At 60.6% G+C, this 25,227-nt stretch carries 21 protein-coding genes and 1 tRNA gene; 19 read left to right on the top strand and 3 right to left on the bottom strand.

Features of this window, described 5'->3' with window-relative positions; translation table 11 throughout:
- Nucleotides 1-151: 151 nt before the first annotated feature.
- Genes LVD12_RS06300 through LVD12_RS06290 form a run of 3 tightly spaced genes read left to right on the top strand, consistent with a single transcriptional unit; the run spans nt 152 to nt 3,411 of the window.
- Nucleotides 152-1,531 (top strand): hypothetical protein, encoded by a 1,380-nt coding sequence (locus LVD12_RS06300; protein ID WP_237066547.1) that lies wholly within the window; start codon nt 152-154, stop codon nt 1,529-1,531.
- A gap of 43 nt (nt 1,532-1,574) precedes the next feature.
- On the top strand, nt 1,575-2,477 hold the full coding sequence (locus LVD12_RS06295) for a glycerophosphodiester phosphodiesterase family protein (protein ID WP_237066545.1): 903 nt from the start codon (nt 1,575-1,577) through the stop codon (nt 2,475-2,477).
- Nucleotides 2,478-2,508: 31 nt separating this feature from the next.
- A complete protein-coding gene (locus LVD12_RS06290; protein ID WP_237066542.1) occupies nt 2,509-3,411 on the top strand; it encodes an MBL fold metallo-hydrolase in 903 nt (300 codons plus the stop codon).
- Nucleotides 3,412-3,661: 250 nt separating this feature from the next.
- Here the strand turns inward: LVD12_RS06290 and LVD12_RS06285 are convergent, their stop codons facing one another.
- The gene (locus LVD12_RS06285; protein ID WP_237066540.1) at nt 3,662-4,423 is read right to left on the bottom strand and encodes an ABC transporter permease; all 762 of its coding nucleotides are present in this window, start codon (nt 4,421-4,423) and stop codon (nt 3,662-3,664) included.
- Complete coding sequence (locus tag LVD12_RS06280; protein WP_237066539.1) at nt 4,420-5,385, bottom strand: ABC transporter ATP-binding protein; 966 nt, start codon at nt 5,383-5,385, stop codon at nt 4,420-4,422. Before LVD12_RS06280 ends, LVD12_RS06285 begins: the two co-directional genes overlap by 4 nt.
- 389 nt (nt 5,386-5,774) lie before the next feature.
- Here LVD12_RS06280 and LVD12_RS06275 point away from each other — a divergent pair, with 389 nt between their 5' ends.
- The 4 genes from LVD12_RS06275 (at nt 5,775) to LVD12_RS06260 (ending at nt 10,917) form a co-directional block, all read left to right on the top strand.
- Nucleotides 5,775-7,322, top strand: coding sequence for a Re/Si-specific NAD(P)(+) transhydrogenase subunit alpha (locus LVD12_RS06275; RefSeq protein WP_439651329.1), 1,548 nt, complete (start codon nt 5,775-5,777; stop codon nt 7,320-7,322).
- Nucleotides 7,323-7,335: 13 nt separating this feature from the next.
- Complete coding sequence (pntB, locus tag LVD12_RS06270) at nt 7,336-8,763, top strand: Re/Si-specific NAD(P)(+) transhydrogenase subunit beta (protein ID WP_237066537.1); 1,428 nt, start codon at nt 7,336-7,338, stop codon at nt 8,761-8,763.
- Between the two features lie 268 nt (nt 8,764-9,031).
- The gene (locus LVD12_RS06265; RefSeq protein WP_237066535.1) at nt 9,032-10,495 is read left to right on the top strand and encodes a S41 family peptidase; all 1,464 of its coding nucleotides are present in this window, start codon (nt 9,032-9,034) and stop codon (nt 10,493-10,495) included.
- Nucleotides 10,495-10,917: a hypothetical protein gene (locus LVD12_RS06260; RefSeq protein WP_237066533.1), complete on the top strand. Its 423-nt coding sequence runs from the start codon at nt 10,495-10,497 to the stop codon at nt 10,915-10,917. Before LVD12_RS06265 ends, LVD12_RS06260 begins: the two co-directional genes overlap by 1 nt.
- A gap of 9 nt (nt 10,918-10,926) precedes the next feature.
- Here LVD12_RS06260 and LVD12_RS06255 read toward each other — a convergent pair whose 3' ends face one another.
- Nucleotides 10,927-11,229 carry a YhbY family RNA-binding protein gene (locus tag LVD12_RS06255; RefSeq protein WP_237066531.1) on the bottom strand — a complete coding sequence of 101 codons (303 nt, stop codon included), beginning with the start codon at nt 11,227-11,229 and terminating at the stop codon, nt 10,927-10,929.
- A 139-nt stretch (nt 11,230-11,368) separates the two neighbouring features.
- On the opposite strand from LVD12_RS06255, the gene rlmE reads away from it, so the two are divergent.
- The 12 genes from rlmE (at nt 11,369) to LVD12_RS06195 (ending at nt 25,190) form a co-directional block, all read left to right on the top strand.
- Nucleotides 11,369-11,992 carry a 23S rRNA (uridine(2552)-2'-O)-methyltransferase RlmE gene (rlmE, locus tag LVD12_RS06250; RefSeq protein ID WP_237066530.1) on the top strand — a complete coding sequence of 208 codons (624 nt, stop codon included), beginning with the start codon at nt 11,369-11,371 and terminating at the stop codon, nt 11,990-11,992.
- Nucleotides 11,993-12,308: 316 nt separating this feature from the next.
- Nucleotides 12,309-14,228 carry an ATP-dependent zinc metalloprotease FtsH gene (ftsH, locus tag LVD12_RS06245; RefSeq protein ID WP_237066529.1) on the top strand — a complete coding sequence of 640 codons (1,920 nt, stop codon included), beginning with the start codon at nt 12,309-12,311 and terminating at the stop codon, nt 14,226-14,228.
- An 82-nt stretch (nt 14,229-14,310) separates the two neighbouring features.
- Nucleotides 14,311-15,153: a dihydropteroate synthase gene (gene folP / locus LVD12_RS06240; RefSeq protein ID WP_237066528.1), complete on the top strand. Its 843-nt coding sequence runs from the start codon at nt 14,311-14,313 to the stop codon at nt 15,151-15,153.
- Nucleotides 15,154-15,239: 86 nt separating this feature from the next.
- Nucleotides 15,240-16,592, top strand: a complete 1,353-nt coding sequence (gene glmM / locus LVD12_RS06235; RefSeq protein ID WP_237066527.1) for a phosphoglucosamine mutase — start codon at nt 15,240-15,242, stop codon at nt 16,590-16,592.
- A 137-nt stretch (nt 16,593-16,729) separates the two neighbouring features.
- A complete protein-coding gene (tpiA, locus tag LVD12_RS06230) occupies nt 16,730-17,467 on the top strand; it encodes a triose-phosphate isomerase (protein ID WP_237066526.1) in 738 nt (245 codons plus the stop codon).
- Between the two features lie 91 nt (nt 17,468-17,558).
- Nucleotides 17,559-17,981 (top strand): preprotein translocase subunit SecG, encoded by a 423-nt coding sequence (gene secG / locus LVD12_RS06225; protein WP_237066851.1) that lies wholly within the window; start codon nt 17,559-17,561, stop codon nt 17,979-17,981.
- A 12-nt stretch (nt 17,982-17,993) separates the two neighbouring features.
- Nucleotides 17,994-18,079, top strand: a tRNA-Leu gene (locus LVD12_RS06220).
- 325 nt (nt 18,080-18,404) lie between these two features.
- Nucleotides 18,405-18,914 (top strand): hypothetical protein, encoded by a 510-nt coding sequence (locus LVD12_RS06215; protein WP_237066524.1) that lies wholly within the window; start codon nt 18,405-18,407, stop codon nt 18,912-18,914.
- A gap of 2 nt (nt 18,915-18,916) precedes the next feature.
- Nucleotides 18,917-21,019 (top strand): tetratricopeptide repeat protein, encoded by a 2,103-nt coding sequence (locus LVD12_RS06210; protein WP_237066523.1) that lies wholly within the window; start codon nt 18,917-18,919, stop codon nt 21,017-21,019.
- The gene (locus LVD12_RS06205; protein ID WP_237066522.1) at nt 21,016-24,186 is read left to right on the top strand and encodes a tetratricopeptide repeat protein; all 3,171 of its coding nucleotides are present in this window, start codon (nt 21,016-21,018) and stop codon (nt 24,184-24,186) included. Before LVD12_RS06210 ends, LVD12_RS06205 begins: the two co-directional genes overlap by 4 nt.
- Nucleotides 24,187-24,249: 63 nt before the next feature.
- Nucleotides 24,250-24,846, top strand: coding sequence for a tetratricopeptide repeat protein (locus LVD12_RS06200; protein WP_237066521.1), 597 nt, complete (start codon nt 24,250-24,252; stop codon nt 24,844-24,846).
- A complete protein-coding gene (locus LVD12_RS06195; protein ID WP_237066520.1) occupies nt 24,843-25,190 on the top strand; it encodes a hypothetical protein in 348 nt (115 codons plus the stop codon). Before LVD12_RS06200 ends, LVD12_RS06195 begins: the two co-directional genes overlap by 4 nt.
- Nucleotides 25,191-25,227 lie beyond the last annotated feature (37 nt).

Genomic DNA, 25,227 nt, shown 5'->3' with positions numbered 1-25,227 from the left:
GCATGCCGGAATCGCTGTCTGGCACCGCAAGGGCCCCGAAACTGAGAGCCGCCAATATGCTGAATGGCCGCGGTGTCGCGGGTAACGGGGGCGAATGTCACCGCCAGTGCTGTTAGGATGGGAGTCTTTCAATCGATCAGGAGGCATGCCGGTGAACGGACTTTTCGAAAGCCTGCCGCTCTGGCTGTGGTTTCTTCTCGCGCTGCTCGCCCTTTTCGCCGCCCGCGGACCGGTGCATCAGGGGCTGCTGGCGTTGTCGCGGGTGGTTCACCAGGTCCTGCGCCTGGCGGCCAGTTCGGTGTCTGCGGCGGAGCAGCGCCTGCAGCGGCGCAACCGCGAGGTCCTGCTCGCCCGTGCCCGGGAGGCCCTGGAGTGGCAGATTGACCGTGAGTTCACCCGGGTCGAGTCTACCGTCAAGCGCGAGCTTTCCCGCTACCCGGCATTGCACCGGAAACTGTGTGAGCAGCTCACTGCCGTCGACGAGGATTATGTCCGCAGCGCCGAGGTGCCGCCGGAACCCACCAACTGGCCCAAGGCCATTCGCGCCGTCGCGGAAATCCCCGCCAAGGAGGACCCGGTGGTGCGCGATGTGCTGGAGATCATCCACAGCTCCATGCGCAAGGCGGAGTCCAAGGCGCTGGAGGCCTACCGTGAGTCGGCCCGGGAGCGCCACCAGTTGCTCAAGCGCATGATGCCCGGCTGGCGCAGCATTCTCACCGCCCTCGGCCGGGTCAATCGCAATGTGGAATCGGTTATCCAGCGGGCGCAGGCGGTGGACGGCCATATGCAGCGCTATGAGGAGTTGCTCCGCGGCGGCGAGCAGGAGAGCCGCCGGCTGGCCTTTTCCGCCCTGGGGCAGTTCCTGGTGTCTTCACTGATGCTGGGGATCGCCGCCGGCGCGGCGATGTTGAATACCCATCTCCTGTCGACACCGCTGCAGGCGCTGCTCGGCGCCGAACCGACGGGCTTCCCGCTGGCGTCATCCGCTGCAGTGGTACTGGTCGCACTGCAGCTGGCCCTGGGTGTCTTTATCCTTGAGGCAGTGCGCATCACCAGGATGTTTCCCGCCATCGGTGCGCTGGCAGACAACCTGCGGGCGCGGTTGTTCTGGCTGCTGTTTGGCTTGTTGTGCACCCTCGGTATTCTCGGGGCAATCCTGGCGGCCAGTGGTTCCGGGCTGTCTGCGGGCCCGGCCATTCCCGAAGGTACGGCAGTGGCGAGCTGGGTCGCCGTCACTATACGCGCGGGTCTGGCGCTGGTGTTGCCGATGGCGCTGGTATTCAGCGCTGTTCCACTGGAGAGTTTCCTCAACGCGCTGCGCGCAGTGCTCGGCCTCTGTGGTGTCCTGCTGCTGCGCGTTGTGTCCCTAACCTTGCGGGTAATGGGCGCGGTGGTTTTGCGTAGCGGTGCTGTGCTCGTGCACCTGTACGACATCGTGATTTTCCTGCCGCTGTGGATGGAGCACAAAGTGATTTTCCGGCGTCGGCAGGTGGCTGAGAGTGCGGCCGGGGGAGCGGAGTCGGGGCGTTGAGCCACAGCCGTTCGGGTGTGCCCGCGATGGTGGTCGGCAAATCATGATCTGGTGGGCATTCTTCCTGGTACTGGTGCTCGCACTGTGGCGTTTCGCGGTGGCCCGGCCGGCGCCATCCTCGGCGCTGAGGCTGCCGGCGCCGCCGCTGGTCATTGCCCATGGCGATGAGCGCGGGCAGGGTCTCTATCCCGGTAACACAATGCTCTACCTCCGGGAGATGACCGCGCTGGGTGCAGATGCACTGGAGATCGACCTCAACCTGACCGCAGACGGCCATTTGGTGCTGAATCACGATCCGCTGCTGGATCGTGTCAGTGACGGCAGTGGCCTGATCCGGCAGCACACCCTGGAATCTTTGCGGTCGCTGAATATGGCCAGCCGCTGGACACATGACGGCAGCACCTTTCCGTATCGCGACACGACGGTCCCTGTTGCCACCATCGATGAAGTCTTCGCAGCCTTCCCGGACATGCCCATGATCCTGGAACTCAAGGACCGGGACCCGGCAGCCGCGGTCGCCCTGGCGCAAAGTGTGCGCCGGGTCGGCAAGGTGTCGAGCCTGGTGGTATCGTCTTTCCACCTGGGGGTGATCCGGGAATTCCGCAGGCTCTGCCCGGACGTGGCGACAGGGGCCACACTGCCGGAGGCGCTGCTGTTCTTCCTGGCGCAGCTACTCCGGCTGGAACGCTGGTTGCGGCCCGCCTACCAGACCATGCAACTCCCCACCCGCTATTACGGTATTCCGGTCTTTTCCACTCGTCTGATCCGGGCCGCCCATCGTATAGGCCTGCATGTGTCGGTCTGGACCGTGGACGCTACTGAGGACATGGAATACTACCTGCGTCTTGGTGTGGATGGCATCGTGACCAATCGCACCGACCGGCTGAAATCAGTCCGTGATCGCGCGTTGCCAGCCGACAGTGCGTCCACCGATACGAGCACCTGATAACAACCAGAACCATCGACAGGAGTGAACGATGAAAAAGCCTTTTCGATCAGTCGCCTGGCTATGCTGCCTGCTGGCCCTGCCTGCTGTGGCCGAGGATCGGTTTGCCAAAGTAGAGATCAAGACCCAAGCCGTACGTGACAACCTGTTCATGTTGCAGGGTGCCGGCGGCAACATTGCGCTCTTCAGCGGTGAAGACGGCGTCTTCATGGTGGACGACCAGTATGCACCGCTGACGGAAAAGATCCGCGCAGCAGTAACCGAAGTCACTGATCGTCCGCTGCGGTTCGTCATCAACACCCACTGGCATGGGGATCACACCGGTGGTAACGAAAACTTCGGCAGGGCCGGTGCGTTGGTGGTCGCCCATGAAAATGTGCGGGAGCGGATGAGCAGCGAACAGTTCATGGAGATCTTCGGCCGTACCGTACCCCCTTCGCCGGAGGCTGCACTGCCAGTGATCACCTTTACCGATGCCACCACTTTCCACTGGAATGGCGACACCGTGCGCGTTCAGTACACCGGTCCAGCCCACACCGATGGTGACTCGATTGTGCTCTTCAAAGACGCCAACGTGATTCACATGGGAGATACCTTCTTCAACGGTAGCTACCCCTTCATCGATCTGTCCTCCGGTGGCAGTGTCGACGGGCTGGTGGCGGTCATGGACCGCGTACTGGAACTGGCCGATGACAAGACTGCGATCATTCCCGGCCACGGGCCACTGAGCAACAAGGCAGAACTGCAGGAGCAGCGGGACCTGCTGGTGCACCTGCGGGATAAGATTCAGCTACTGATCGATGAGGGTTTGAGCAAAGAGCAGGCCATCGCTGCCAGGCCGACCCGGGAGTACGATGACAACTATGGTCAGGGTTTCATGAAGCCGGACCTGTGGACCGGGATCGTGTATGACTCGCTGACGGCGGGACAGTAAATGAAGTAGGCGGAGTTAGCTCCCCGCAGGCTGCTGACAAAGCTTCACAGGCCGAATGTAAGACATAGCGCCAGGGTTGAGATTTCGAAACCGTCGGGTACAGGACGTGCCCGACGGAGCTGCATGGATGTATTCATGCATTTTCGAAATGTCGGTCCTGGTGCTCTGTCGCCACTGGGCCTGATTAGAATATTTGATGGTTTTATCGTCACTCTGTGGAGGCGTAAGCCTCCCGGGTAGCTCTCGGATCTCAGGTCTTGATGCGGTAGCCGGTGCGGAATATCCACCAGATTCCCGCCAGGCACAGCAGCAAGAACAGGAAAATCATCGCCAGGCTGACGCCGACATTGACGTCGGCAATACCAAAGAAAGACCAGCGGAAGCCACTGATCAGGTATACCACCGGGTTGAACAGGGTCACCTTCTGCCAGAATTCCGGCAGCATATTGATGGAATAGAAGGCTCCGCCGAGGAAGGTGAGTGGGGTGACCACCATCAGGGGGATGACCTGCAGTTTCTGGAAATCATCGGCCCAGATACCGATGATGAAGCCGAACATGCTGAAGGTCACCGCAGTCAACACCAGGAAGCCCAGCATCCAGAACGGATGCAGTATCTGGTAGTCGACAAAAAAGCGTGCGGTCAGCAGGATCAGTAATCCGAGAACCAGTGACTTGGTAGCTGCTGCACCCACATATCCCGTCACAATCTCGAAGGCCGATACCGGTGCCGACAACACTTCATAAATGGTGCCGGAAAATTTCGGGAAGAAAATCCCGAAAGAGGCGTTGGAAATGCTCTCGCTGAGAAGCGACAACATGATCAGGCCGGGTATGATGAAAGCGCCGTAGGAAACCCCCTCGATCTCTCCCATCCGGGAGCCGATGGCAGCCCCAAAGACGACAAAATACAGTGATGTGGAAAGCACCGGTGAGGCGATGCTCTGCATCAGGGTGCGCCAGGTGCGGGCCATCTCGAATTTGTAGATGGCGCGGATGCCATACCAGTTCATCGCCTTTCTCCATCACCAGTGTCGCCATCGATTCCTTGCCGGGCGCCGCGTACCAGCCCGACGAAGATGTCCTCCAGGGAGCTCTCTCGGGTCTGCAGATCGCGGAAGTCGATTGCCGCCTGGTCGAGTCTTCGCAACAGGTTGGTGATGCCGGTGTCACCCTCCTGTATGTCAAACCGATAGAGCAGCTGATATCCGTCACCAGTCAGTTCAAGGGGCAGGTCGGCGAGAGGCCCGGGTATCTCTTTGATTGGTTCCGATAGCTGCAACAGCAGCTCCTTGCTGCCCATCTTCTTGATCAGGGTGTTCTTTTCCTCCACCAGGATGATGCGGCCATGGTTGATCACGCCTACCCGGTCGGCCATCTCTTCGGCTTCTTCGATGTAATGGGTGGTAAGAATGACGGTGACCCCTGACTCCCGTAACTGCCTGACCATAGACCACATATCCTTGCGCAGCTCCACGTCGACGCCTGCAGTGGGTTCGTCCAGGAACAGGATTTTCGGCTCGTGAGACAGTGCCTTGGCAATCATCAGTCGGCGTTTCATGCCGCCGGACAGTGTCATGATGCGACTGTCTCTTTTTTCCCAGAGGGACAGCTGGCGCAGGAGCCGCTCGATATATGCGGGGTCCGGGGCCTTGCCAAACAATCCTCGACTGAATTTGACCGTGGCCAGGACACTTTCGAAGGAGTCTGTGCAGAGCTCCTGTGGTACCAGTCCGATCTTTTCCCGCGCGGCGCGATAGTCCTGCACCACATCGTGACCGTCTGCTTTGACTGTGCCCGCGGTGGCATTGACGATGCCGCAGACAATGCTGATCAATGTGGTCTTGCCCGCGCCGTTGGGGCCGAGCAGGGCAAAGATTTCTCCCTGATGGATGTCGAGATTGACTTCCCGCAGTGCAGTGAATCCGCCGCTGTAGGTTTTGGAGAGATTGGAGACCGAGATAATCGGGTTCAATAATAAGTCCTCGGTGATGATGGCGAATTTAGCTGTGGAGGGAAAAGCTATCACATCGGGAGTGGACTGCAATGAGGAAGGGCGGGCAGGGAAGGCAGTTGCTTGTGCAGGCAGGGAGATTATCAACCGTGATCATTTTGGGGAATTGAGGCTAAGGACTTTGCCATGCGTCGCGGCTTTCCGACTTTGCGGGTTTTATGGCGCAAAATTCTTCATAAGGTTTCTTTATGCCAGCTATGCGGTTATTTACTTTTAATCAATAAGCGCTGCGGATAGACTCAAGTCGATCCACGTGCGTAGGCGCACTGATTTTGCTTACCGCAGGGAGCCCCAGCTGTATTCAGTGCAGGGTGCAGCATAACAATAGCGAGTCAGGAAGGAGTGTTGCGGTGATCATAGCCATTCCAAAAGAAACGGCTGTCGGGGAAAACCGGGTGGCCGCCACGCCGGATAGCGTCCGTCGTTTGCGGGATCTGGGTTTTTCTGTGCGGGTGCAGAAAGGTGCCGGCGAGGGGGCCAGTTTTACCGATGATGCCTATATCAATAGCGGTGCCGAAATCTGCAAGGATGCGGCGCAATGTCTGAAAGACGCCGGGGTGGTGCTGAAAGTCCAGTCTCCCACCGATGAGGAACTCGATCTGATTCCGCAAGGCGCGACCCTGATTGCCTTCCTCAAGCCCGCACAGAACGAAACGCTGTTGAAAAAACTGGCCGAAAAGAAAATCAATGCGCTGGCAGTCGAGTCGATTCCCCGTATCTCCCGTGCACAGAAGATGGATGCGCTCAGCTCCATGGCCAATATCGCCGGCTATCGCGCGGTCATCGAGGCGGCCCATAACTTCGGTCGTTTTTTTACCGGCCAGATTACTGCTGCCGGCAAGATTCCGCCGGCCAAGGTGCTCGTGATCGGCGCCGGCGTCGCCGGCCTGTCCGCCATCGGCACCGCCAAAAGCATGGGGGCTATTGTTCGCGCCTTTGATACCCGGGCGGAAGTGCGTGAGCAGGTCGAATCCATGGGAGCGGAATTCCTCACGGTGGAAATGGAGGAGGAAGGCTCGGGCAGCGGTGGTTACGCCAAGGAGATGTCCAAGGAGTTTATCGAGGCTGAAATGGCCCTGTTCCGCGAGCAGGCCAAAGAGGTGGATATCGTCATTACTACGGCGCTGATTCCCGGCAAGCCCGCGCCCAAGCTGTGGCTGGCGGATATGGTCGACAGCATGAAAGAGGGCTCGGTGGTCGTCGACCTGGCGGCGGAGATGGGGGGCAACTGTGACTATACCGTGGCTGATGAAAAGGTGATCGAGAGCGGGGTAACCGTTATCGGTTACACCAACCTGCCGAGCCGTGCTGCCACCCAGTCGTCGAGCCTGTATGCCACCAACCTGACGCATTTGCTGACGGACCTGACCCCGGAGAAGGACGGCAACATTGCCATCGACTTTGACGATGAGGCGGTCCGCGGGGCAACCGTGGTGCGCAATGGTGAGATCACCTGGCCTCCCCCCGCGCCGAAAATTTCTGCCCAGCCGAAACCGCCTGCTTCCAAAGCAGAGCAGCCGCAGGTCAAGGAAGAGGCTCCACCAAAGAAAAAATCGGCACTCTCCATCGTTGCCTTCTGGCTGATTGCTGGCGGCCTGACGTTGTGGCTGGGCCGGGTGGCGCCGCCGGATTTTGTCGCCCACTTTACCGTTTTCGTACTGGCCATCTTTGTCGGCTGGCAGGTGATCTGGAATGTCACTCATGCCCTGCATACCCCACTGATGAGTGTGACCAACGCGATTTCGGGCATCGTCATCGTCGGGGCACTTCTGCAGGTCGGTTCCACCGGCTCGGCACTGGTCACGGTGCTGGCATTCGTCGCGGTGCTGGTCGCCAGTATCAATATCTTCGGTGGGTTCTTCGTGACCTACCGCATGCTGAAAATGTTCCGCCGGTAACAGGAGAGAAGTGATGAACGGAATGATTGCAATGGCCTACCTGTTCTCGGCGGTGATGTTCATCCTGAGCCTCGGTGGTCTGTCCAGCCATGAGACGGCCCGGCGCGGCAATGTCTACGGCATGGTGGGGATGGCGGTTGCCATTACTGCCACCATTGCCGGCATCGCTGCCGGCGCCTACTGGATGGTCGGGATTGCGATGGTGACAGGCGCGGTCATCGGCCTGGCGCTGGCGCGGCGGGTAGCCATGACGCAGATGCCGCAGATGGTGGCCCTGTTGCACAGTTTTGTCGGCCTCGCTGCAGTGCTGATCGGCTGGGGCGGTTTCCTGGATCCGCGCCTGTCGCTGACCGGGGCTGAGCACATTGTGCACAACACGGAGATCTACCTGGGAATCTTTATTGGTGCCATTACCCTCACCGGTTCGCTGGTGGCCTTCGGCAAGTTGCAGGGGCTGATTTCGGGTAAACCGCTGATGCTGCCCGCCCGCCACTGGCTCAACCTGGCGGCGGTGATTGGATGTATCGTGCTCGGTGCCCTGTTTATCCCCGCCGACCTGAGTGCGGGTACCGTCATCAACCTGCTGGTGATGACCTCGATTGCACTGTTGCTGGGTATCCACCTGATCGCTGCCATTGGCGGGGCGGATATGCCGGTGGTGATCTCCATGCTCAACAGCTACTCAGGCTGGGCGGCAGCAGCGACGGGCTTCATGCTGAGCAACGACCTGCTCATCGTCGTCGGTGCGCTGGTGGGCTCCTCCGGTGCGATCCTCAGTTACATCATGTGTCGGGGCATGAACCGTTCTTTCATCAGTGTGATTCTAGGCGGTTTCGGTTCTGATGGCGGTGAGGTGGCTGAGGGCGAGATGGAGGGCGAGGCACTGGCAACAAACTTCGACGAACTCGCAGCAGACCTGGAACAGGCCAAAAGCATTATCATCGTGCCGGGTTTCGGTATGGCGGTGGCTCACGCCCAGCAGGCGGTCAGTGACCTCACCGACCGCCTGCGCAAAATGGGCAAGACGGTGCGCTTCGGTATTCACCCGGTGGCGGGGCGCCTGCCCGGCCATATGAATGTGCTGCTGGCCGAGGCCAACGTGCCCTACGACATTGTGCTCGAGATGGAGGAAATCAATGGCGATTTCCCGGAAACCGATATGGTGCTGGTGATCGGCGCCAACGATACGGTCAACCCTGACGCGGTGGAGAAGCCCGGGTCTCCCATTGCCGGCATGCCGGTGCTCGAAGTTTGGAAGGCGGACAAGGTGGTGATACTGAAGCGCTCCATGGCCTCGGGTTACGCTGGTGTGGCCAATCCGCTGTTCTACAAGGAGAATGCCCGCATGCTGTTTGGCGATGCCAAAGAGAGCCTGCAGAGTGTGCTGGCAAAGCTCGGTGACAGCGCCAAGACCCGCTCCCCACGGGAGGCCGTGGCCTGACCCGGACCTGATTCTCATCTTCAGGTTCACCCCTGGCGTCGCCGGTGCGCAGCGGCGACGCCTTTGTTACTCTCTCCTCCTGCAATCCCAAAGCAATAAAAATCAGGGCCTGTCTATGAGGGGTTTACTTCCGGTTTCCCGTCCGTTTTGTGTTCTTACACTTTCCCTCCTGCTCGGCGCTTGTGGTGGGGGAGGCGGGGGCTCCTCGGCCAGGAATCAGCCTGCCACAGATCCTGTCGGTGGCGGTTCCACTGGCTGGCAAGAAGGCGTGTTCCTGTCCTCGGAAACCTTTGCCGCCAGCTGTGAAGCGCCCCGCAGTGGTACCAACCCGCGCACAGGGCTTCCCTATGATGACGTGCTCGGAACTGCGCTGGATGAGAAAAACTGGCTGCGCTCGTGGACCAATGAGCTCTACCTCTGGTACGACGAGGTGGAGGACCGGGATCCGGCCGGATACGGGGTGCTGGAATATTTCGACCTGCTGGTGACTGAGGAGCTGACCGAGACCGGCGCACCCAAAGACAATTTCCATTTTTCCCTGCCCACGGACCAGTGGCTGTCCCAGACCCAGTCCGGGGTCGCAGTAGGCTATGGCCTGCAGTGGGCTATCATCGATGGGCGCCCGCCCCGTGATGTGGCGGTGGCTTACTGGGATCGGGAGAACAGTGTCGGCCTGCCGGCACGTGGCACCCGCGTGGTATCGGTGGATGGTGTCGACGTGATCTGGGCCAACGATCAGGCCAGCGTCGATACACTGAACGCTGCGTTTTTCCCGGACAGTGTGGGTGAACAACACACCTTCACCTTCGAATATGCCAATGGTTCCCGCGAGACTGTCACCTATACCGCCCGCGCCCTGGCCACGGATCCCGTCCAGTATGTGCGGGTAATCGATGCGGCTATGGGCCGCCGGGTGGGTTACCTGCTGTTTACCGACCATATTGCCACGGCGGAAAGCGAGCTGAAGAGTGCGGTGGAGACGCTCGCTGCCGAGGGGATCGATGAGCTGGTGCTGGACCTGCGCTACAACGGTGGCGGCCTGCTCGCCATCGCCAGCCAGTTGGCCTACATGATCGCCGGGGATGTGCCCACCGCGGGCCGGATCTTCGAAACCCTGGTGTTCAATGACAAGTACCCGGAAACCAATCCGGTCACCGGCCAGCCGCTGCAGCCGATGCCTTTTTTCGATACCACCCTCGGTTTCAGCGACCTGCCCAGTGAACAGCCCCTGCCGGCACTCAACCTGCCGCGGGTATTCGTGCTGACCGGAGCCAGCACCTGCTCCGCCAGTGAGTCGATCATCAACAGCCTGCGGGGGGTCGACCTGGAAGTGGTACAGGTGGGCGGTACCACCTGCGGCAAACCCTACGGTTTCTATCCCACCGATAACTGCGGCACTACGTATTTCTCCATCCAGTTCCAGGGCCTGAATGACAAGGGCTTCGGTGACTATCCCGCCGGTTTTACGCCGGGCGGCACTGGTCCTACGGGCGTGGTCGGCTGTGGGGTGGCCGACGACTTCAGTCGCGATCTCGGTGATCCGGCCGAGTGGCGGCTGTCGGCGGCACTGAATTTCATCAATACCGGCAGTTGTGGGGGGACTCTGGCCAGTGCCAGCAGTTACCGCAGCGATGCCGGCGGGTTGCGCGCGGGTGGGCAGGAACGGGATGCACGCGTGCTCAAGCCCGCCTGGCAGGAGAACCGGATACTGGAATATGAGGGCTGGCGCTGATGATTGCGCCGGGCCGCCAGCTGTTGGGAAAAGTCCGCTACCTGTCTGTGCTCCTGCTGGCAGGTTGTAGCGCTCAAGCGCTGCCGGGGCCATTGGAGCCGGCGGTGCTGGAGGAGGTCACGGGGGCGGTTCGTACTGAGCTGACTCAGGTGGTGAGTGAGGCGCTGGGCGGTGTTCCGGTCACGTTAGGTGAGGAAGTGCTTACCGACACCAGCATCCTGGTGGTGGAGCAGAATGTGCCGCGGGATCTGCAGCAGCGCCCATTGGCCGGACGGAGCCTGGCGGTGCCGGTGCGTTTCCAGTTGCTGGTTGGGGATCAGGGGTGCTGGCTCAAGCGCCTGCCAGAGGGGCCGTTCTGGCCCCTGACGCGGGCACGTTGTGTGCGTGAAGCAAGGTCTACGGAGGCTGGCAGCGACAGCTGAGCCTTGCCGTCAGCGCAGCAGGTTGGACAGGCGGGCGTTGGGCTTCTCTGCCGCGCGATAGATCAGGGCGATCTTGCCGATCTCCTGGACCAGTTCGGCGCCACTTTTCTCGCACAATTCCCCGATGATCTGGTGGCGAAGCTCCCGGTCAGCCACCATCAACTTGACCTTGATCAGTTCGTGATCTTCGAGGGCGCGGTTCAGCTCCTCGAGCACCCCTTCACTGAGCCCCTTGCCGGCGACGGTGACCACCGGCTTGAGGCCGTGACCGACGGTGCGCAGTGCTTTTTTGCGGTCAGCTGTTAAAGGCATACAATACTCCGTTCCCACGTTGTGGATATTCATAGCGTAAGCGGCCCAGGGCCGCGACCGGCCCCCAGATCAATGGCCCGGCCGCGGCCCTGGGCCGCTCACGCGAAAGCTGTTGTGTTATTAGGACGCATTGTAACTGATGGGCCGATCCAAAAGCAGCCATCGCTGGCTGCGCGAGCATTTCAACGATCACTACGTCAAGCAGTCCCAGAAAGAGGGATACCGCTCCCGTGCCAGCTACAAGCTTCAGGAGCTGCAGAAGAAGGATCGCCTGTTCAAACCCGGTATGACCGTGGTGGACCTGGGTGCTGCACCGGGGGGGTGGTCCCAGGTGGCTGCTGAACTGGTTGGTCACAAAGGTCACGTTCTGGCTTCCGACATCCTGCCCATGGATCCCATCGCCGGGGTGGACTTCGTTCAGGGGGACTTCACCGAGGAATCCGTGCTGAATGAGTTGCTGGCACGGCTCGGTGACGAGCGGGCGGACCTTGTGATTTCCGATATGGCCCCCAATATGAGTGGGGTGCGAGATGTGGACCAGCCCGCCTCCATGTACCTGGTGGAGCTGGCCGTGGATATGGCGCGCCAGGTGCTGAAACCCGGTGGCGCTTTTGTGGCCAAGGTTTTCCAGGGCGAGGGATTCGACGACTTGATCCGCGACTTGCGCGGTTCCTACAGCAGTGTCGTCACCCGTAAGCCTGGTGCATCCAGGCCCCGTTCCCGCGAGGTCTATGTGGTGGCGCGGGGCTTCAGGGGCGAATAAGCCCGCTTTCCACCCCGGTTCAGGTTTGTGCCGCCCCGGTCATTGGTGACCGGGTGGCCGACGATGGTTTAAGCTGCTCCCGTAAAGCGAGCCGCGCGAGCGGCGGGCCCTACCTATAATGGTCGGGTTGGCCGTGGGCTGCGGTAGTAAGTGCAGAAGCCGCAGGAACTGAGTGTCCTCGGGCGGCATCCAAGTAAAGTAGGCAGCCGTAAAGGTTGCAGTCTCGGACCCCGGTTCGGGACAAACCGTGCGCCATGTCTCCAAAGGGGCAGGCGGCAGGATTGGCAAGGCAGAGAGGGTGATCCCTTTGAACGATATGGCGAAGAATCTGGTGCTGTGGTTGGTCATCGCGGCGGTGCTGCTGATGGTCTTTCAGAACTTCAAACCGCAGACCCGGGATGAGGCCCTCAGTTATTCCCAGTTTGTCCAGGATGTGCAGTCCGGGCAGGTGAAGAGCGTGGTCGTGGACGGCCTCACCATTACCGGTGAGAAGGCCGACGGCAGCCGCTTCAAGACCATTCAGCCGCAGATCATTGACGACGAGCTCACCAACGAGCTGGTGCGCAGCAATGTGCAGTTCGTGGGTCGCGAGCCGGAAGAGGCCAGTCTCTGGCAGCAGCTGCTGGTGGCCAGCTTCCCGATTCTGATCATCATCGCTGTCTTCATGTTCTTCATGCGACAGATGCAGGGTGGTGCCGGCGGGCGCTCGGGCCCAATGGCATTCGGCAAGAGCAAGGCGCGCCTGCTGGGTGAAGACCAGATCAAGACCACCTTTGCCGATGTGGCCGGCGTGGATGAGGCCAAAGAGGATGTGCAGGAGCTGGTTGAGTTCCTGCGCGACCCGACCAAGTTCCAGCGCCTGGGCGGCAACATTCCCCGCGGTGTACTGATGGCGGGTCCTCCCGGCACCGGTAAGACACTGCTCGCCAAGGCCATTGCTGGCGAGGCCAAGGTGCCGTTCTTCTCGATCTCCGGTTCCGACTTTGTTGAGATGTTTGTCGGCGTGGGCGCGTCCCGGGTGCGGGACATGTTCGACCAGGCCAAGAAGCAGGCGCCGTGCATCATCTTTATTGACGAGATCGACGCCGTCGGTCGTCACCGTGGCGCCGGTGTGGGCGGTGGCCACGACGAGCGTGAGCAGACACTGAACCAGCTGCTGGTGGAAATGGACGGTTTCGAGGGCAACGAGGGTGTCATCGTAATCGCGGCCACCAACCGCCCGGACGTGCTCGACCACGCGCTACTGCGTCCGGGGCGTTTCGACCGCCAGGTCTTTGTCGGCCTGCCGGATATTCGCGGTCGTGAACAGATCCTCAAGGTGCACATGCGCAAGGTGCCGCTGGACGACAAGGTTTCCGCGCAGACTATCGCCCGCGGCACCCCCGGTTTCTCCGGTGCCGACCTGGCCAATCTGGTCAATGAGGCCGCGCTGTTTGCCGCCCGCGCCAACCGCCGTGTGGTCGGCATGGACGAATTCGAGCGCGCCCGCGACAAGATCATGATGGGCGCCGAGCGCAAATCCATGGTCATGAGCGAGAAAGAGAAGGTGAACACCGCCTATCACGAGGCGGGCCACGCGATCATTGGTCGTTTGGTACCGGAGCACGATCCGGTACACAAGGTCACCATCATCCCCCGCGGCCGTGCACTGGGTGTCACCCAGTTCCTGCCAGAAGAGGACAAGTACAGCATTTCCAAGCGGGCCATCGAATCCCAGCTGTGCTCACTGTTTGGCGGGCGTATCGCTGAGGAGATGACCCTGGGCATCGATGGTGTGACCACCGGTGCCTCCAATGACATCGAGCGGGCGACGGAGCTCGCTCGCAACATGGTGACCAAGTGGGGCCTGTCCGAGAAGCTGGGCCCGCTGCATTACGGTGAGGACGAGAGCGGTCAGCCCGGGGCGGGTAACCCGATTTCCGGCAAAACCTCCAACGAGATCGACGCGGAGGTGCGCCGTATCATCGATGACTGCTACGACCGTGCACACAAATTACTCGAGGAGAACCGCGATATCCTCGAGGCGATGAAAGATGCACTGATGGAATACGAGACGCTGGACGCCGAACAGGTCGATGACCTGATGGCGCGTCGCAAGGTTCGCCCTCCCCGGGACTGGCATGACCCGGATGTGGGTGCCGGCGGCAATGGCGACTCCGAAGAGGCGGAAAAGGGTGATGAGTCCGCCGGGTCTGATGAGGGTAATCCGGTTGGCGGGCCCCTGAAAGGCCACTGAGCGTTTTCGGATGACTGCGGGAGGCTGGAAAGTCGGCGCAAAAGCGGGCTTTCCGGCCTTCCGTTTTTTGTTTTGAGGGACTATGAAACTGACCTGTGGCAACCGCGTCCTGGATCTGTCGCGCCCGCGGATCATGGGTGTGCTGAATACGACGCCCGACTCTTTCTCCGATGGCGGCCGTTACTACCGCGAGGGTGAGCTGGACCTGGATGTGGCAGTCGAGCGCGCTCGGCAGATGGTCGCTGAGGGTGCTGCCATCATCGACATCGGCGGAGAATCCACCCGGCCCGGCGCAGCCGCCGTGACCGGGGAGCAGGAGTACCGGCGGGTGGTGCCGGTGGTGGAGGCGATTGCCCGGGAGCTGGATGTCATCATCTCTGTCGATACCAGCACTCCGGAGGTCATGCGTGCGGCCGCCGAGGCCGGCGCGGGCCTGATCAATGACGTCCGCGCGCTGCAGCGCCCCGGTGCGCTGGAAGCGGCGGCGGCCAGTGGCCTGCCGGTGTGCCTGATGCACATGCAGGGGCAGCCGGGCACCATGCAGGCCAATCCCCGCTATGAGGATGTGGTTGCCGAAGTGTCGGCCTTCCTGCTGGACAGGTTGCAGTGCTGTGAAGAGGCCGGAATCCCGCGACAGCGAGTGATCTTTGACCCCGGCTATGGCTTCGGCAAGACGGACGAGCACAATCTGGAACTCCTGCGCCGCCAGGATGAGCTGGCACCGGCGGATATCCCGCTGCTCGCGGGGTTGTCGAGGAAGTCAATGATCGGGCGCCTGCTGGGGCGTGAAGTGGACGAGCGCCTGCCGGGGAGCCTGGCGCTGGCCCTGCTGGCGGCCCAGCGAGGAGCGCGCATCCTCCGGGTACACGATGTGGCGGCGACGGCCGATGTATTGGCGCTCTGGCAGCTGGTGGATCGCGCCTGAACCCGCCTGCGCGAGTTTGCGGTAACAGGGATTAGCTGCCCGTGGGCAGGACACAAATAACAAGTTGTATAGGGAACAATTGAGTCATGGCGAGAAAGTATTTCGGCACCGACGGTATCCGCGGCCATGTTGGTAAGGGCGTAATCACCCCGGACTTCATGTTGCGTCTGGGCTATGCCGCCGGCAAGGTTCTGGCGGAGCAGGCGGCCAGCAAGGGCGGGCATCGGCCCAGTATCCTGATCGGTAAGGACACCCGGATATCCGGCTATATGTTCGAGGCTGCGCTGCAGGCCGGCCTGATCAATGCCGGTGTCGATGTCGGCCTGCTGGGTCCCATGCCCACCCCGGCGATCGCCTACTTGACCAGAACCTTCCACGCCCAGGCGGGGATTGTGATCAGTGCCTCCCATAACCCCTTCCAGGATAACGGTATCAAGTTCTTCAGCGCTGCCGGCAGCAAGCTGCCAGACCAGGTGGAGCTGGATATCGAGGCGGCGCTGGAGCTGCCGATGACCACTGCGGAAAACCTGGGCAAGGCCTGGCGCATCGACGATGCCGCCGCCCGTTACATCGAGTTCTGCAAGGCTTCGACTCCCTGGGGATTCGAGCTCGACGACCTCAAGATCGTGCTCGATTGCTCCAATGGCGCCACCTACCACATCGCGCCGAAGGTGTTCCGGGAGCTGGGAGCCGAAGTGATCGCGATCGGCACCAGTCCGGACGGGCAGAACATCAACCTGGACTGCGGCTCCACCAAGCCGGCCAAACTGCAGCAGGCAGTCGTGGAGCAGGGCGCAGACCTGGGCATCGCCTTTGACGGCGATGGCGATCGGGTCCTGTTTGTGGATCGCAATGGTGAGCTGGTGGATGGGGATGAACTGCTGTTCCTCATCGCCCTGCACCGGCAGCAGTTCCTGGGTGGCTGCAGTGGCGTGGTCGGCACCCAGATGAGTAACTACGGTTTCGAGCTGGCTCTCAAGGACCTCTCCATCCCCTTCGAGCGGGCCAAAGTGGGTGATCGCTACGTGCTGGAGAAAATGCAGGCCAATGGCTGGAGTCTCGGAGGTGAGTCTTCCGGGCACATCATCTGTGCAGATGCGACTACCACCGGTGACGGAATCATCTCGGCCCTGCAGGTCCTGCGGGCGCTGGAGGAGTTCGGTGAACCGCTGGAGGCGCTGCGCGGGCGGATGAAGATGCTGCCGCAGCACATGATCAACGTGCGGCTGGCGCACCGCGATGGTGTGCTCGATCACGATGACGTGCGCGGTGCGGTAACCCAGGCTGAATCCCAGCTGGGCGATCGGGGACGTGTATTGCTGCGTCCCTCCGGCACAGAACCCCTCATCCGGGTGATGGTGGAAGGGGTTGAGCGCGGCGAGGTGGAGCAGCTGGCCGGGGATATCGCCCGGGTCGTGGAGCGTGTTGGCAACAGCTGAAACCGGCCCGCGGCGCCTGGCGGGGCGGGCTTTGCCGGGCGCCCGATACCCGCGGCCAGGACGGCAGAAACTTTTCGATTTTGTGTTGTATGTTGGCGGCAATATCGCTAAGATTTGCGCCCCTCGAAGGAGCACACATGCGTAAAACGCTGGTAGCAGCCAACTGGAAAATGAACGGCAGCCGCGAGTTCGCCGGAGAGTTTTTCAAGGCCCTTGACCTCAGTGGGGTCAGTGCCGATGTGGCCTTCTGTCCGCCGTTTCCCTATCTGTCGGTGGTGGCAGACCTGCTGAAACAGGTGGGACATCAGGGGGTGGCCCTGGGGGCGCAGAATGTCAGCGAGCGTGATGCGGGTGCATTTACCGGTGAGGTAAGTGCCGCAATGCTGAAGGACTTCGATGCCCGCTACGTGATTGTCGGGCACTCCGAGCGTCGCAGCCTTTATGGCGAGAGCAGCGAGCTGGTGGCCCGCAAGTATGTCGCCGTCAGGCAGGCAGGGCTGATGCCAATACTCTGTGTTGGTGAGACGCTCGAGGAGCGCGAGGCATCGCGGGCGCTGGAAGTGATCGGCAGCCAGCTGAATGCCGTGAGTGAGCTGGCCGGCGAGGACTGCTGGCATGGAGCCGTAGTGGCCTATGAGCCCGTGTGGGCGATTGGCACCGGCAAAACCGCCACGCCCGAGCAGGCGCAGGAAGTGCACGAGTTCATCCGCAAGCGCCTTGGCGCAGCCGGTGAGCAGGCGCAGATCCTTTACGGGGGCAGTGTGAAGTCTGCCAATGCGGCCTCCCTGTTTGCGCAACCGGATATCGATGGTGCGCTTGTAGGTGGAGCCTCCCTGGATGCCGGGGAGTTTGCCGGAATCTGCCGCGCCGCCTGATCGGCGTTGGCGCAAAATGCATTGCCACCAAGGTGGCGTGCTGAGAGAATACAGAAAACGGGCTCTGGCCCAGACAGTGAGTTTCCTGAAAATGGAAAAATTGGTTTTAATTTTTCACGTCCTGACAGCCCTGAGTATCATCGGGTTGATCCTGCTTCAGCAGGGCAAGGGCGCAGAAGCCGGTGCCTCTTTTGGCGCAGGTGCTTCCCAGACCGTATTTGGCAGCCAGGGCAGTGGTAATTTCTTTTCCCGTCTGACTGCTATCATGGCAACCGTATTCTTCGTGACCAGCCTTGGTCTTGCCGTGCTGGCCAAGCAGGGCGCTGGTAGCGATGTCGATGCGGATCTGCCGCAGGCTCCGGCGGCTGTTGAGCAGTCGGGCCCTGCAGAGGACCTTCCGGCACTGGAAAGTGACGTGCCGGAACTGGATGAAATGCCGGCTGCTGACGAGCCGGCAGCGGATGAAATTCCGCAGATGGAAGATGCTGAGCCCAAAGAGGGTGAGCAGCAGTAAATACAGTTTTCAGCCCAGGTGGTGGAATTGGTAGACACGCTATCTTGAGGGGGTAGTGCACCTAGTGCGTGCGGGTTCAAGTCCCGCCCTGGGCACCAAACACGAGGCACTCTGATCAGAGTGCCTTTTTTTTGCCTGAAATTTAAGTGCCAGCACAAATTCTTACGTTCGGCCGATTTGCGGCCGCATTTTGCTTTTGCGTGACTCCGCTGTCACTGCCAGCGAATCGGTCCGGATAACTCTCTGTGAACTTCCCGGCTGCCCTCGCACGGGATTCTGGAGATATGACCTGCCTCACATCTGGCGCCGACTGGATTGAAATACAATCCACCCTCACACAGTCCCCTTTGCAAGTTTTCAGCGGCCGACGCTGCCGCAGTTCCCCGACGTCCACCGCTAGAAGTAGGGCAAGAGGTAGAAACAATGTTCCGAATTCTGCAGTTAACTTTTCTGATGCTGTCGGCGTCGCTTGTGTTTGCGCAGTCAGTCAGCCGAGATGAGATCCGTGGCCTGGATGAGCAGATCCAGGATGCCAAGAAGGATGTCATCGAGCTCACCGCGGAGCTCACCCAGCTCGAGGAAAAGCTGCTCTATCCCTCCAATACGCAGGCAGCCTTCTTTGTTTCCCTGCCTGAAAACAGCCGCTTTGATCTTGAGGCCGTTGAGTTGAGGCTCAACAACGAGGTGGTTGCCCATCATCTCTACACCTTCCGTGAGCTTGAGGCCCTGCGCAAAGGAGGCGTGCAGAAGCTGTATACCGCTAATGTGCAGTCTGGAGAGCATCCTCTGCAGGTGAGCTTCCTCGGTAAATCGCAATCAGGCCGGGAGCTGCGGGCAACAGCAACCCACACTGTTGAAAAGCGGGTAGGCCCCGCGTTCGTCGAGATAAAAATCGCCGGAGAAGAGTCCGCAATCAGCTTCAAGGACTGGTAACCATGTTTGAGAGGCTGGTTGTGGCGCCCGCGGTGGTAGGTCGATCCGCTCGTGTTTTGTTGCGCTCGCTTCTTCCCCTGGCGGTTTCCGGAGCCCTGGCTGCCCCCTGCGCCGCGGCGCTGGATCGCAAGGATGAGGGGGTTAAAGACCTGTTTTTCGGTGCGGCCATGTACGAGGCGCACCAGGACCAGTTCTTCGATGCCATTGTGCAGCTGGATACCGAGTTAAATCAGTATCGCCGGCTGGACCAGCCGGAGCTGGATCCTTTCTCCGCGCATCTCGGCCAGGCCCAGTTCTCAGTGGGTGACCTGGAGCTTTCCTATCGCATGCATCTCGAGGCCGGGCGTGCAATCGAGGCCGTACTCAAGGGTAACGTGCCCCAGCCGGTCAAGAATGAAGCCGCCTACCGCCTGGCAAAGATTCACTACCATAAGCAGCAGCCCCGCAATGCCCTGCATGCCCTGGAGATGATCGAGGGGCGGGTGCCGGAGCGGGTGCGTCCGGAAGAGCAGTTCCTGCGTGCGCGGGTTTATATGGAGCTGGGGCGATTTGCAGAAGCGGTGGCGCTGCTGCGAGACCTCAAAGGCGAACCCCGCCTCGAGGGCTTTGTAGAGTTTAACCTCGGTATTGCCCTGTTGAAGTCAGGTGATGCCGAGCGCGGGGTGGCAGAGCTCACTGCACTGGGCAAGCGCCGCAGTGCTGATCCCGCGCAGCAGGGCTTGTACGACAAGACCAACCTGCTGCTGGGTACTTACCTGATGGATGCGGGCGAGCTGGAGCTGGCACGCCCCTACTTCGATCGTGTACAGCTCGAAGGGCCATTCTCCAACCGCGCGCTTCTGGGTGCCGGGTGGGTCGAAGCCCGGGCCGGTCGGTACGATAGGGCGCTGGTGCCCTGGAAGCTGCTGCAGTCCCGCCAGAGCACCAATGAAGCGGTGCAGGAGTCGATGCTGGCTGTGCCATTTGCCTATGGCAAGCTCGATGTCCACAGCACTGCGGCCGTGAACTACGGTTTTGCCCTGGACAAGTTTGGTGCCGAAATCGACAAGCTGACCGACTCTATTGTGAGTATTCGCGAGGGCAAGTTCCTGGAGGCCCTGCGTCGCAAGGAGGCTGATCAGGTAAAGAACTGGGTAGTAACCCTGAGGGACATCCCGGGTGCGCCGGAGACCCATTACCTGCTCGATCTCATGGCCTCCAATGACTATCAGGAATTCCTGCGTAATTACCGCGACCTGAACGATTTACACGAGCGTAATGAAAGCTGGCTCGAGAGTCTGGTGGCTTATGAGGACATCATTGGCCAGCGCCGCGATTACTATGAACCGCTGTTGCCCGGCCTGGACCAGAAGTTTCGCCAGCTGGATGCGCGCATTCAGATGCGTACCGAGGAGCGCGACAAATTTGCCGCACGGATCGAGCAGATGCTCGTGACCCGGCGCCCCGACTACCTGGCTACGGCCGAAGAGCAGGAGGTGCTGGCAGAACTGAAGCAGTTGCGCTTGCGGGCCAGAAACCAGGTGGTGGGTGAGGAATCCCTGCGGCGGCTCGAGCGCCTCGAGGGGGTGCTGGAGTTCCGCCTGGCTACAGAGTATGACGCGCGCCTGACCGAGGCTTACAAGCACCTGGAACAGCTGAATGTGGAAATTGAGAAGCTGCAGAAGGCCTATCATTCCTATGTTCGCAGCCGCCAGGCCGCGACCCACAGCTACACCGGCTATAACGACACCATTCGCAACCTCCGCGCACGCCTGCGTCAGAGCCAGGACCGCCTGGATATGCTCATGGCGCGGCAGGGGAACATGCTGGAGACCCTCGCGATCGACGAGCTGGACCGGCGCCGTGCGCAGCTCGAGAATTACCAGATCAAGGCGCGCTTCGCGCTTGCAGACAGTTATGACCGTGCCAACGAGCTGCAGGAGCAGCGGGAAGATCAGCGCAAGATCGAGGCGCTGCAAAAGGCTGCAGAGGTCATTATCGACGACGGGGGGCAGTCGGGGCCGGAAGACGCCGAGCCTGTTGATGGTGAGCCCCTGCCGCAGGATAGCCCACCTGAGTTGGACTCTTCAGCCGAAAGCGCACCATCACAGGAGGCCGCACAGTGAAGCCCGCTCAGATTTCTCCGCTGGCCACTGCGATCCGTGCGCGTGGGAGTCGCGGCAACTCACTTTTGACTGCCGCTGCACTTGGCCTGCTGCTACAGGGCTGTGCAGTCAGTGATACAAATATCATCGGCAGCCTGCAGAAGGTCGAGCTCGACATCAGGGAAGAGCATATCGACGGTAGCCTGGAGAAGGCCCTCGCCAGCTACCAGCAATACCTGCAGGAAACACCAGAGAGTGCCCTGACGCCCGAGGCCATGCGGCGCATTGCTGACCTTAAAATTAAACAGGCCCACCAGGCGGAAGCTGCATCACTGGATGGCAATGTCCGTGGGAGAGTCGCAGCTGATGAGCTCGGCGAGCACTCTGATGGTGCGGATGTGGCAATCTCTCGCAGCGGGCAGGCCGGTTCGACTCGGCTGTCCGCACCGCAGAACAGCGTCCCGTTGACCTCGGCCGGCACCGGGCGGGATACGGCAGTCGTGGAGGCTGGTTTACGGGAGTCAGACCGCGATTTCGAGCAGCGAGCCAGTGGTACCGTGGAGATCGAAGCCGACGCGACCCCGGTGCAGACCCCGGGGGATTCCGAGGCCGTGCTGGCAGCCAACGCCCGCGAGGCGATACAGCTCTACCGCGAGCTGCTGGCCAAATACCCGCTCTATGATCGCAACGACCAGGTCATGTACCAGTTGTCCCGTGCCTACGAGGAGACGGGGCAGGTGGAGGAGGCCGTGAATGTCTTGCGGCAGCTGGTGGCCAAATATCCCGGCTCACGCCATTTGGATGAAGCCTATTTCCGCCTCGGGGAGTATTACTTTACCCGTAAGAAATACCTGGATGCGGAGGAGGCCTACGGTAAGGTCATTGAGATCGGTGCGGCCTCCAGTTTCCATGAGCTCGCGCTGTACAAGCGCGGCTGGGCCCTTTTCAAACAGGATATGTACGAGCTGGCTCTCGATGACTATGTCGCCATGCTCGACTACAAACTGTCCGAGGGTTATGACCTGGACCAGCAGACCAACAAGGTCGAGAAAAAGCATGTAGAGGATACTTTCCGGGTCATCAGCCTGAGCTTCTCCTACCTGGGAGGGGCTGAGGCTATCGTCGATTACTTCAACCGCAAAGGTGGGCGCGGATACGAGTCGCACGTTTACAGTCATCTGGGCGAATATTACCTGGATAAGCGGCGCTACCAGGATGCTGCAGAGGCGTATGACACGTTTGTCGATCGCAATCCGTTGCACCGCGTATCCCCGGATTTCTCCATCCGGGTGATCGAAATCTACCAGAAGGGTGGCTTCCCCCGACTGGTTCTGGAATCCAAAAAGGCGTTCGCCAATACCTATGCCCTGGATGCCGAATACTGGAATGTGTTCGATATCAATGAGTATGGTGAGGTGGTGGATTTCCTGCAGGCGAACCTGATCGACCTGGCCAGCCACTACCATGCGGCCTACCAGGACAAACGCCTCAAAGACAAAAAAGCGGAGCACTACGGCGAGGCGGTTCACTGGTATCGCGCCTACCTCGAGTCTTTCTCTGGCCAGCCCCGCGCCCCGGAAATCAATTACCAGTTTGCCGGGCTCCTGCTGGAAAACCAGGACTTCCTCGGTGCGGGGAAGGAGTATGAGCGTACGGCGTATGATTATCCGGAGCACAAGAACTCTGGTGAGGCCGGCTACGCTGCTGTCTACGCTTACCGAGAGCACCTCAGCAAAAACCTGACGGATGCTTCTGCAGCCAGGCGTACTCCGGTTCAGCGGGAAATCATCCGCTCTTCACTACAGTTTGCCGAAAGCTTCCAGCAACACGAAAAGGCGCCGCAGGTCATGGTCGGTGCCGTGGAAGACCTCTACGGGCTGCGTGACTATGAGCAGACCATTGCCAGCGGGCAGCTTCTGCTGCAGCGTTTCCCCCAAGCGGAGCAGGGCATCCGCCGTTCGGCATGGATCCTGGTAGCCCATGGCTCCTTCGACACTGGCACTTATCCCGAAGCGGAAAAAGCCTACGGCCAAGCCCTCGCCCTGACGGCCCCGGATGCCGGGGACAAAGGGGACCTGGTGGACAACCTGGCAGCATCCATCTACCAGCAGGGTGACCTGGCTCGTCAGCAAGAGAACTATCAGCTGGCAGCGGAGCACTTCCTGCGCATCCGTAAAGCGGCACCCGGAGCCAAGTTGCTGGCCACGGCTGAGTACGACGCGGCAGCGGCTCTCATTATCCTGGAGAACTGGACGCAGGCGGCTGCCGTGCTGAATGGCTTCCGTCAGCATTTTCCGGAACACAAGCTGATCAAAGAAGTCACCAAGAAGCTTGCTGTCGTCTACCAGGAAAGCGGCGAACTGTTGCTGGCTGCCGGGGAATTCGAGCGGATCGAACGGGAATCCGAGGACGATGATGTGCGCCGTGAGGCGCTGACGCAGGCGGCGGATCTCTATAAAGCTGCCGAGCGCAGCGACAAGGCCCTTGCGGTACTACAGCGGTATGTGCAGCTCTTCCCCAGCCCGCTCGAGCCAGCCATGGAAACTCATCAGCGTATTGCTGATCTTCACAGCGATACCGGATCACAGTCGCAGTACCTTGCGCAGCTGGAACGGATGGTTCGTATCGAACGGGAGGGCGGAGCTCAGCGGACGGACCGCACCCGCTACCTGGCCGGTAATGCGGCGCTGCTGTTGGCCGAGCCCAGGTTCGACGCCTTCACGGCGATTCCTCTGGTGGCCCCGATCAAGCAGAATCTGGACTTGAAGCGGACCCGCATGAAGGCCGCGATCGATGCCTATACCGGCCTGATCGATTACCAGGTGGCCGATGTGACGGCCGCGGCGACTTTCTACCTGGCCGAGATCTATCTCCACTTCAGCCGAGCCTTGAGGGATTCCGAACGGCCTACCAACCTCTCCCCGCTGGAGCTGGAAGAGTACGAGCTGGCGCTTGAGGAACAGATTTTCCCGTTTGAAGAGCGGGCCATCTCCGTCCACGAAAAGAATATCGAGCTGTTGGGCATGGGGATTTATAACCGCTGGGTCGAAGACAGCATCACCAAACTGGCGGGTCTGGTACCGGCGCGCTATGCGCGGGTCGAGGATGTGGGCGAATATATGCCGTCCATTGTCCCGCGGCAGGAGCCTGAGCCGGAAGCCGTCGAGGCACCGGCGGAAAAAGGCTGAGCAGGCATTTCAGCCCCTGTCCGTCTGGCAGGGGCAGAATAGAGACAAGAATAAAGGTCGATCATGGAGTCAGTTCCCTCAATCCTGAATAGGCTGGTATCGCTGGTGCTGCTCGCCACCGTTCTGGCGGCCTGCTCCGGGGCACCACAAAAGACGGGCGGGCGCATCGTGGATCCGTCCAGCGTCAGGGTGTCGGGTTCGGTCGAGCGGGACTTCGACCGGGCGCTGGAGCTTCTGCGCGGTGAGCGGTACCCGGAGGCCATCGGGCTGCTTCAGGAGGTGGTACAGCGCGAGCAGCGCCTGCCTGCACCCTATATCAACCTCGGCATGGCGTATTACAAGTCTGGCGATGAAAAGCATGCGGAGGAAAACCTGTTGCGGGCGCTCGAGGTGTTCCCCAATCACCCCGTTGCAGCCAACGAGCTGGCGGTGCTCTATCGTCGGCAGGGGCGTTTCGATGAGGCCCGTGAACTGTTTATCAGTGCGCAGCGGCAGAACCCCCAATACGCACCGCTGATGAAAAACTTTGGCATATTGTGTGATCTCTATCTGCAAGATCCGCAATGCGCTCTGGCACAATTCGAGCGTTATCTGCAGTTGCAGCCGGGCGATGAGGAAGTCCCGATCTGGGTCGCAGGCCTGAAGCGGAGGATTCAATGAGCATTTCGATCGGCAGTTCGTTCATGGGGTTGGTGTCGGGCATCTTCATTGTGTCTCTTGGTCTTGTTGTCCTCCCTCCGGCAGTCGCAATGGCGCAGGATGAGGGGGCTACTGACAAGGCTGGCAAGAAAGTCGATGGCGGTGTCAAGGAGCTGTCCGGTATCTCGATCATCGGCAACAAGGAAGCGCCCAAGTCCCTGTACATCGTTCCCTGGAAGAGCTCCGAAGTGGGTGTGGAGAGTGAACTGGTTTCGAGCCTGATGAACGATGATTTGCAGCCGCTGGATAAAGAGGTGTTTACCCGTGAGCTGGAGTTTTATCGCATGAGCCTCTCCGAGGATTGAGACGTTTACGTACAACCTCCCGGGACGCCGGGTGGAC

Origin of the sequence: Microbulbifer guangxiensis (assembly GCF_021729075.1) — a bacterium.
GTDB lineage: Bacteria > Pseudomonadota > Gammaproteobacteria > Pseudomonadales > Cellvibrionaceae > Microbulbifer > Microbulbifer guangxiensis.
This window is presented reverse-complemented; position numbering and strand designations above follow the sequence as displayed.

Coding starts and splice junctions, on each gene's coding strand:
- LVD12_RS06295 (WP_237066545.1), top strand. CDS start 1,575: ATGATCTGGTGGGCATTCTTCCTGGTACTGGTGCTCGCACTGTGGCGT.
- LVD12_RS06290 (WP_237066542.1), top strand. CDS start 2,509: ATGAAAAAGCCTTTTCGATCAGTCGCCTGGCTATGCTGCCTGCTGGCC.
- LVD12_RS06285 (WP_237066540.1), bottom strand. CDS start 4,423: ATGAACTGGTATGGCATCCGCGCCATCTACAAATTCGAGATGGCCCGC.
- pntB (WP_237066537.1), top strand. CDS start 7,336: ATGAACGGAATGATTGCAATGGCCTACCTGTTCTCGGCGGTGATGTTC.
- LVD12_RS06260 (WP_237066533.1), top strand. CDS start 10,495: ATGATTGCGCCGGGCCGCCAGCTGTTGGGAAAAGTCCGCTACCTGTCT.
- LVD12_RS06255 (WP_237066531.1), bottom strand. CDS start 11,229: ATGCCTTTAACAGCTGACCGCAAAAAAGCACTGCGCACCGTCGGTCAC.
- rlmE (WP_237066530.1), top strand. CDS start 11,369: ATGGGCCGATCCAAAAGCAGCCATCGCTGGCTGCGCGAGCATTTCAAC.
- ftsH (WP_237066529.1), top strand. CDS start 12,309: ATGGCGAAGAATCTGGTGCTGTGGTTGGTCATCGCGGCGGTGCTGCTG.
- folP (WP_237066528.1), top strand. CDS start 14,311: ATGAAACTGACCTGTGGCAACCGCGTCCTGGATCTGTCGCGCCCGCGG.
- glmM (WP_237066527.1), top strand. CDS start 15,240: ATGGCGAGAAAGTATTTCGGCACCGACGGTATCCGCGGCCATGTTGGT.
- tpiA (WP_237066526.1), top strand. CDS start 16,730: ATGCGTAAAACGCTGGTAGCAGCCAACTGGAAAATGAACGGCAGCCGC.
- secG (WP_237066851.1), top strand. CDS start 17,559: ATGGAAAAATTGGTTTTAATTTTTCACGTCCTGACAGCCCTGAGTATC.
- LVD12_RS06215 (WP_237066524.1), top strand. CDS start 18,405: ATGTTCCGAATTCTGCAGTTAACTTTTCTGATGCTGTCGGCGTCGCTT.
- LVD12_RS06210 (WP_237066523.1), top strand. CDS start 18,917: ATGTTTGAGAGGCTGGTTGTGGCGCCCGCGGTGGTAGGTCGATCCGCT.
- LVD12_RS06200 (WP_237066521.1), top strand. CDS start 24,250: ATGGAGTCAGTTCCCTCAATCCTGAATAGGCTGGTATCGCTGGTGCTG.
- LVD12_RS06195 (WP_237066520.1), top strand. CDS start 24,843: ATGAGCATTTCGATCGGCAGTTCGTTCATGGGGTTGGTGTCGGGCATC.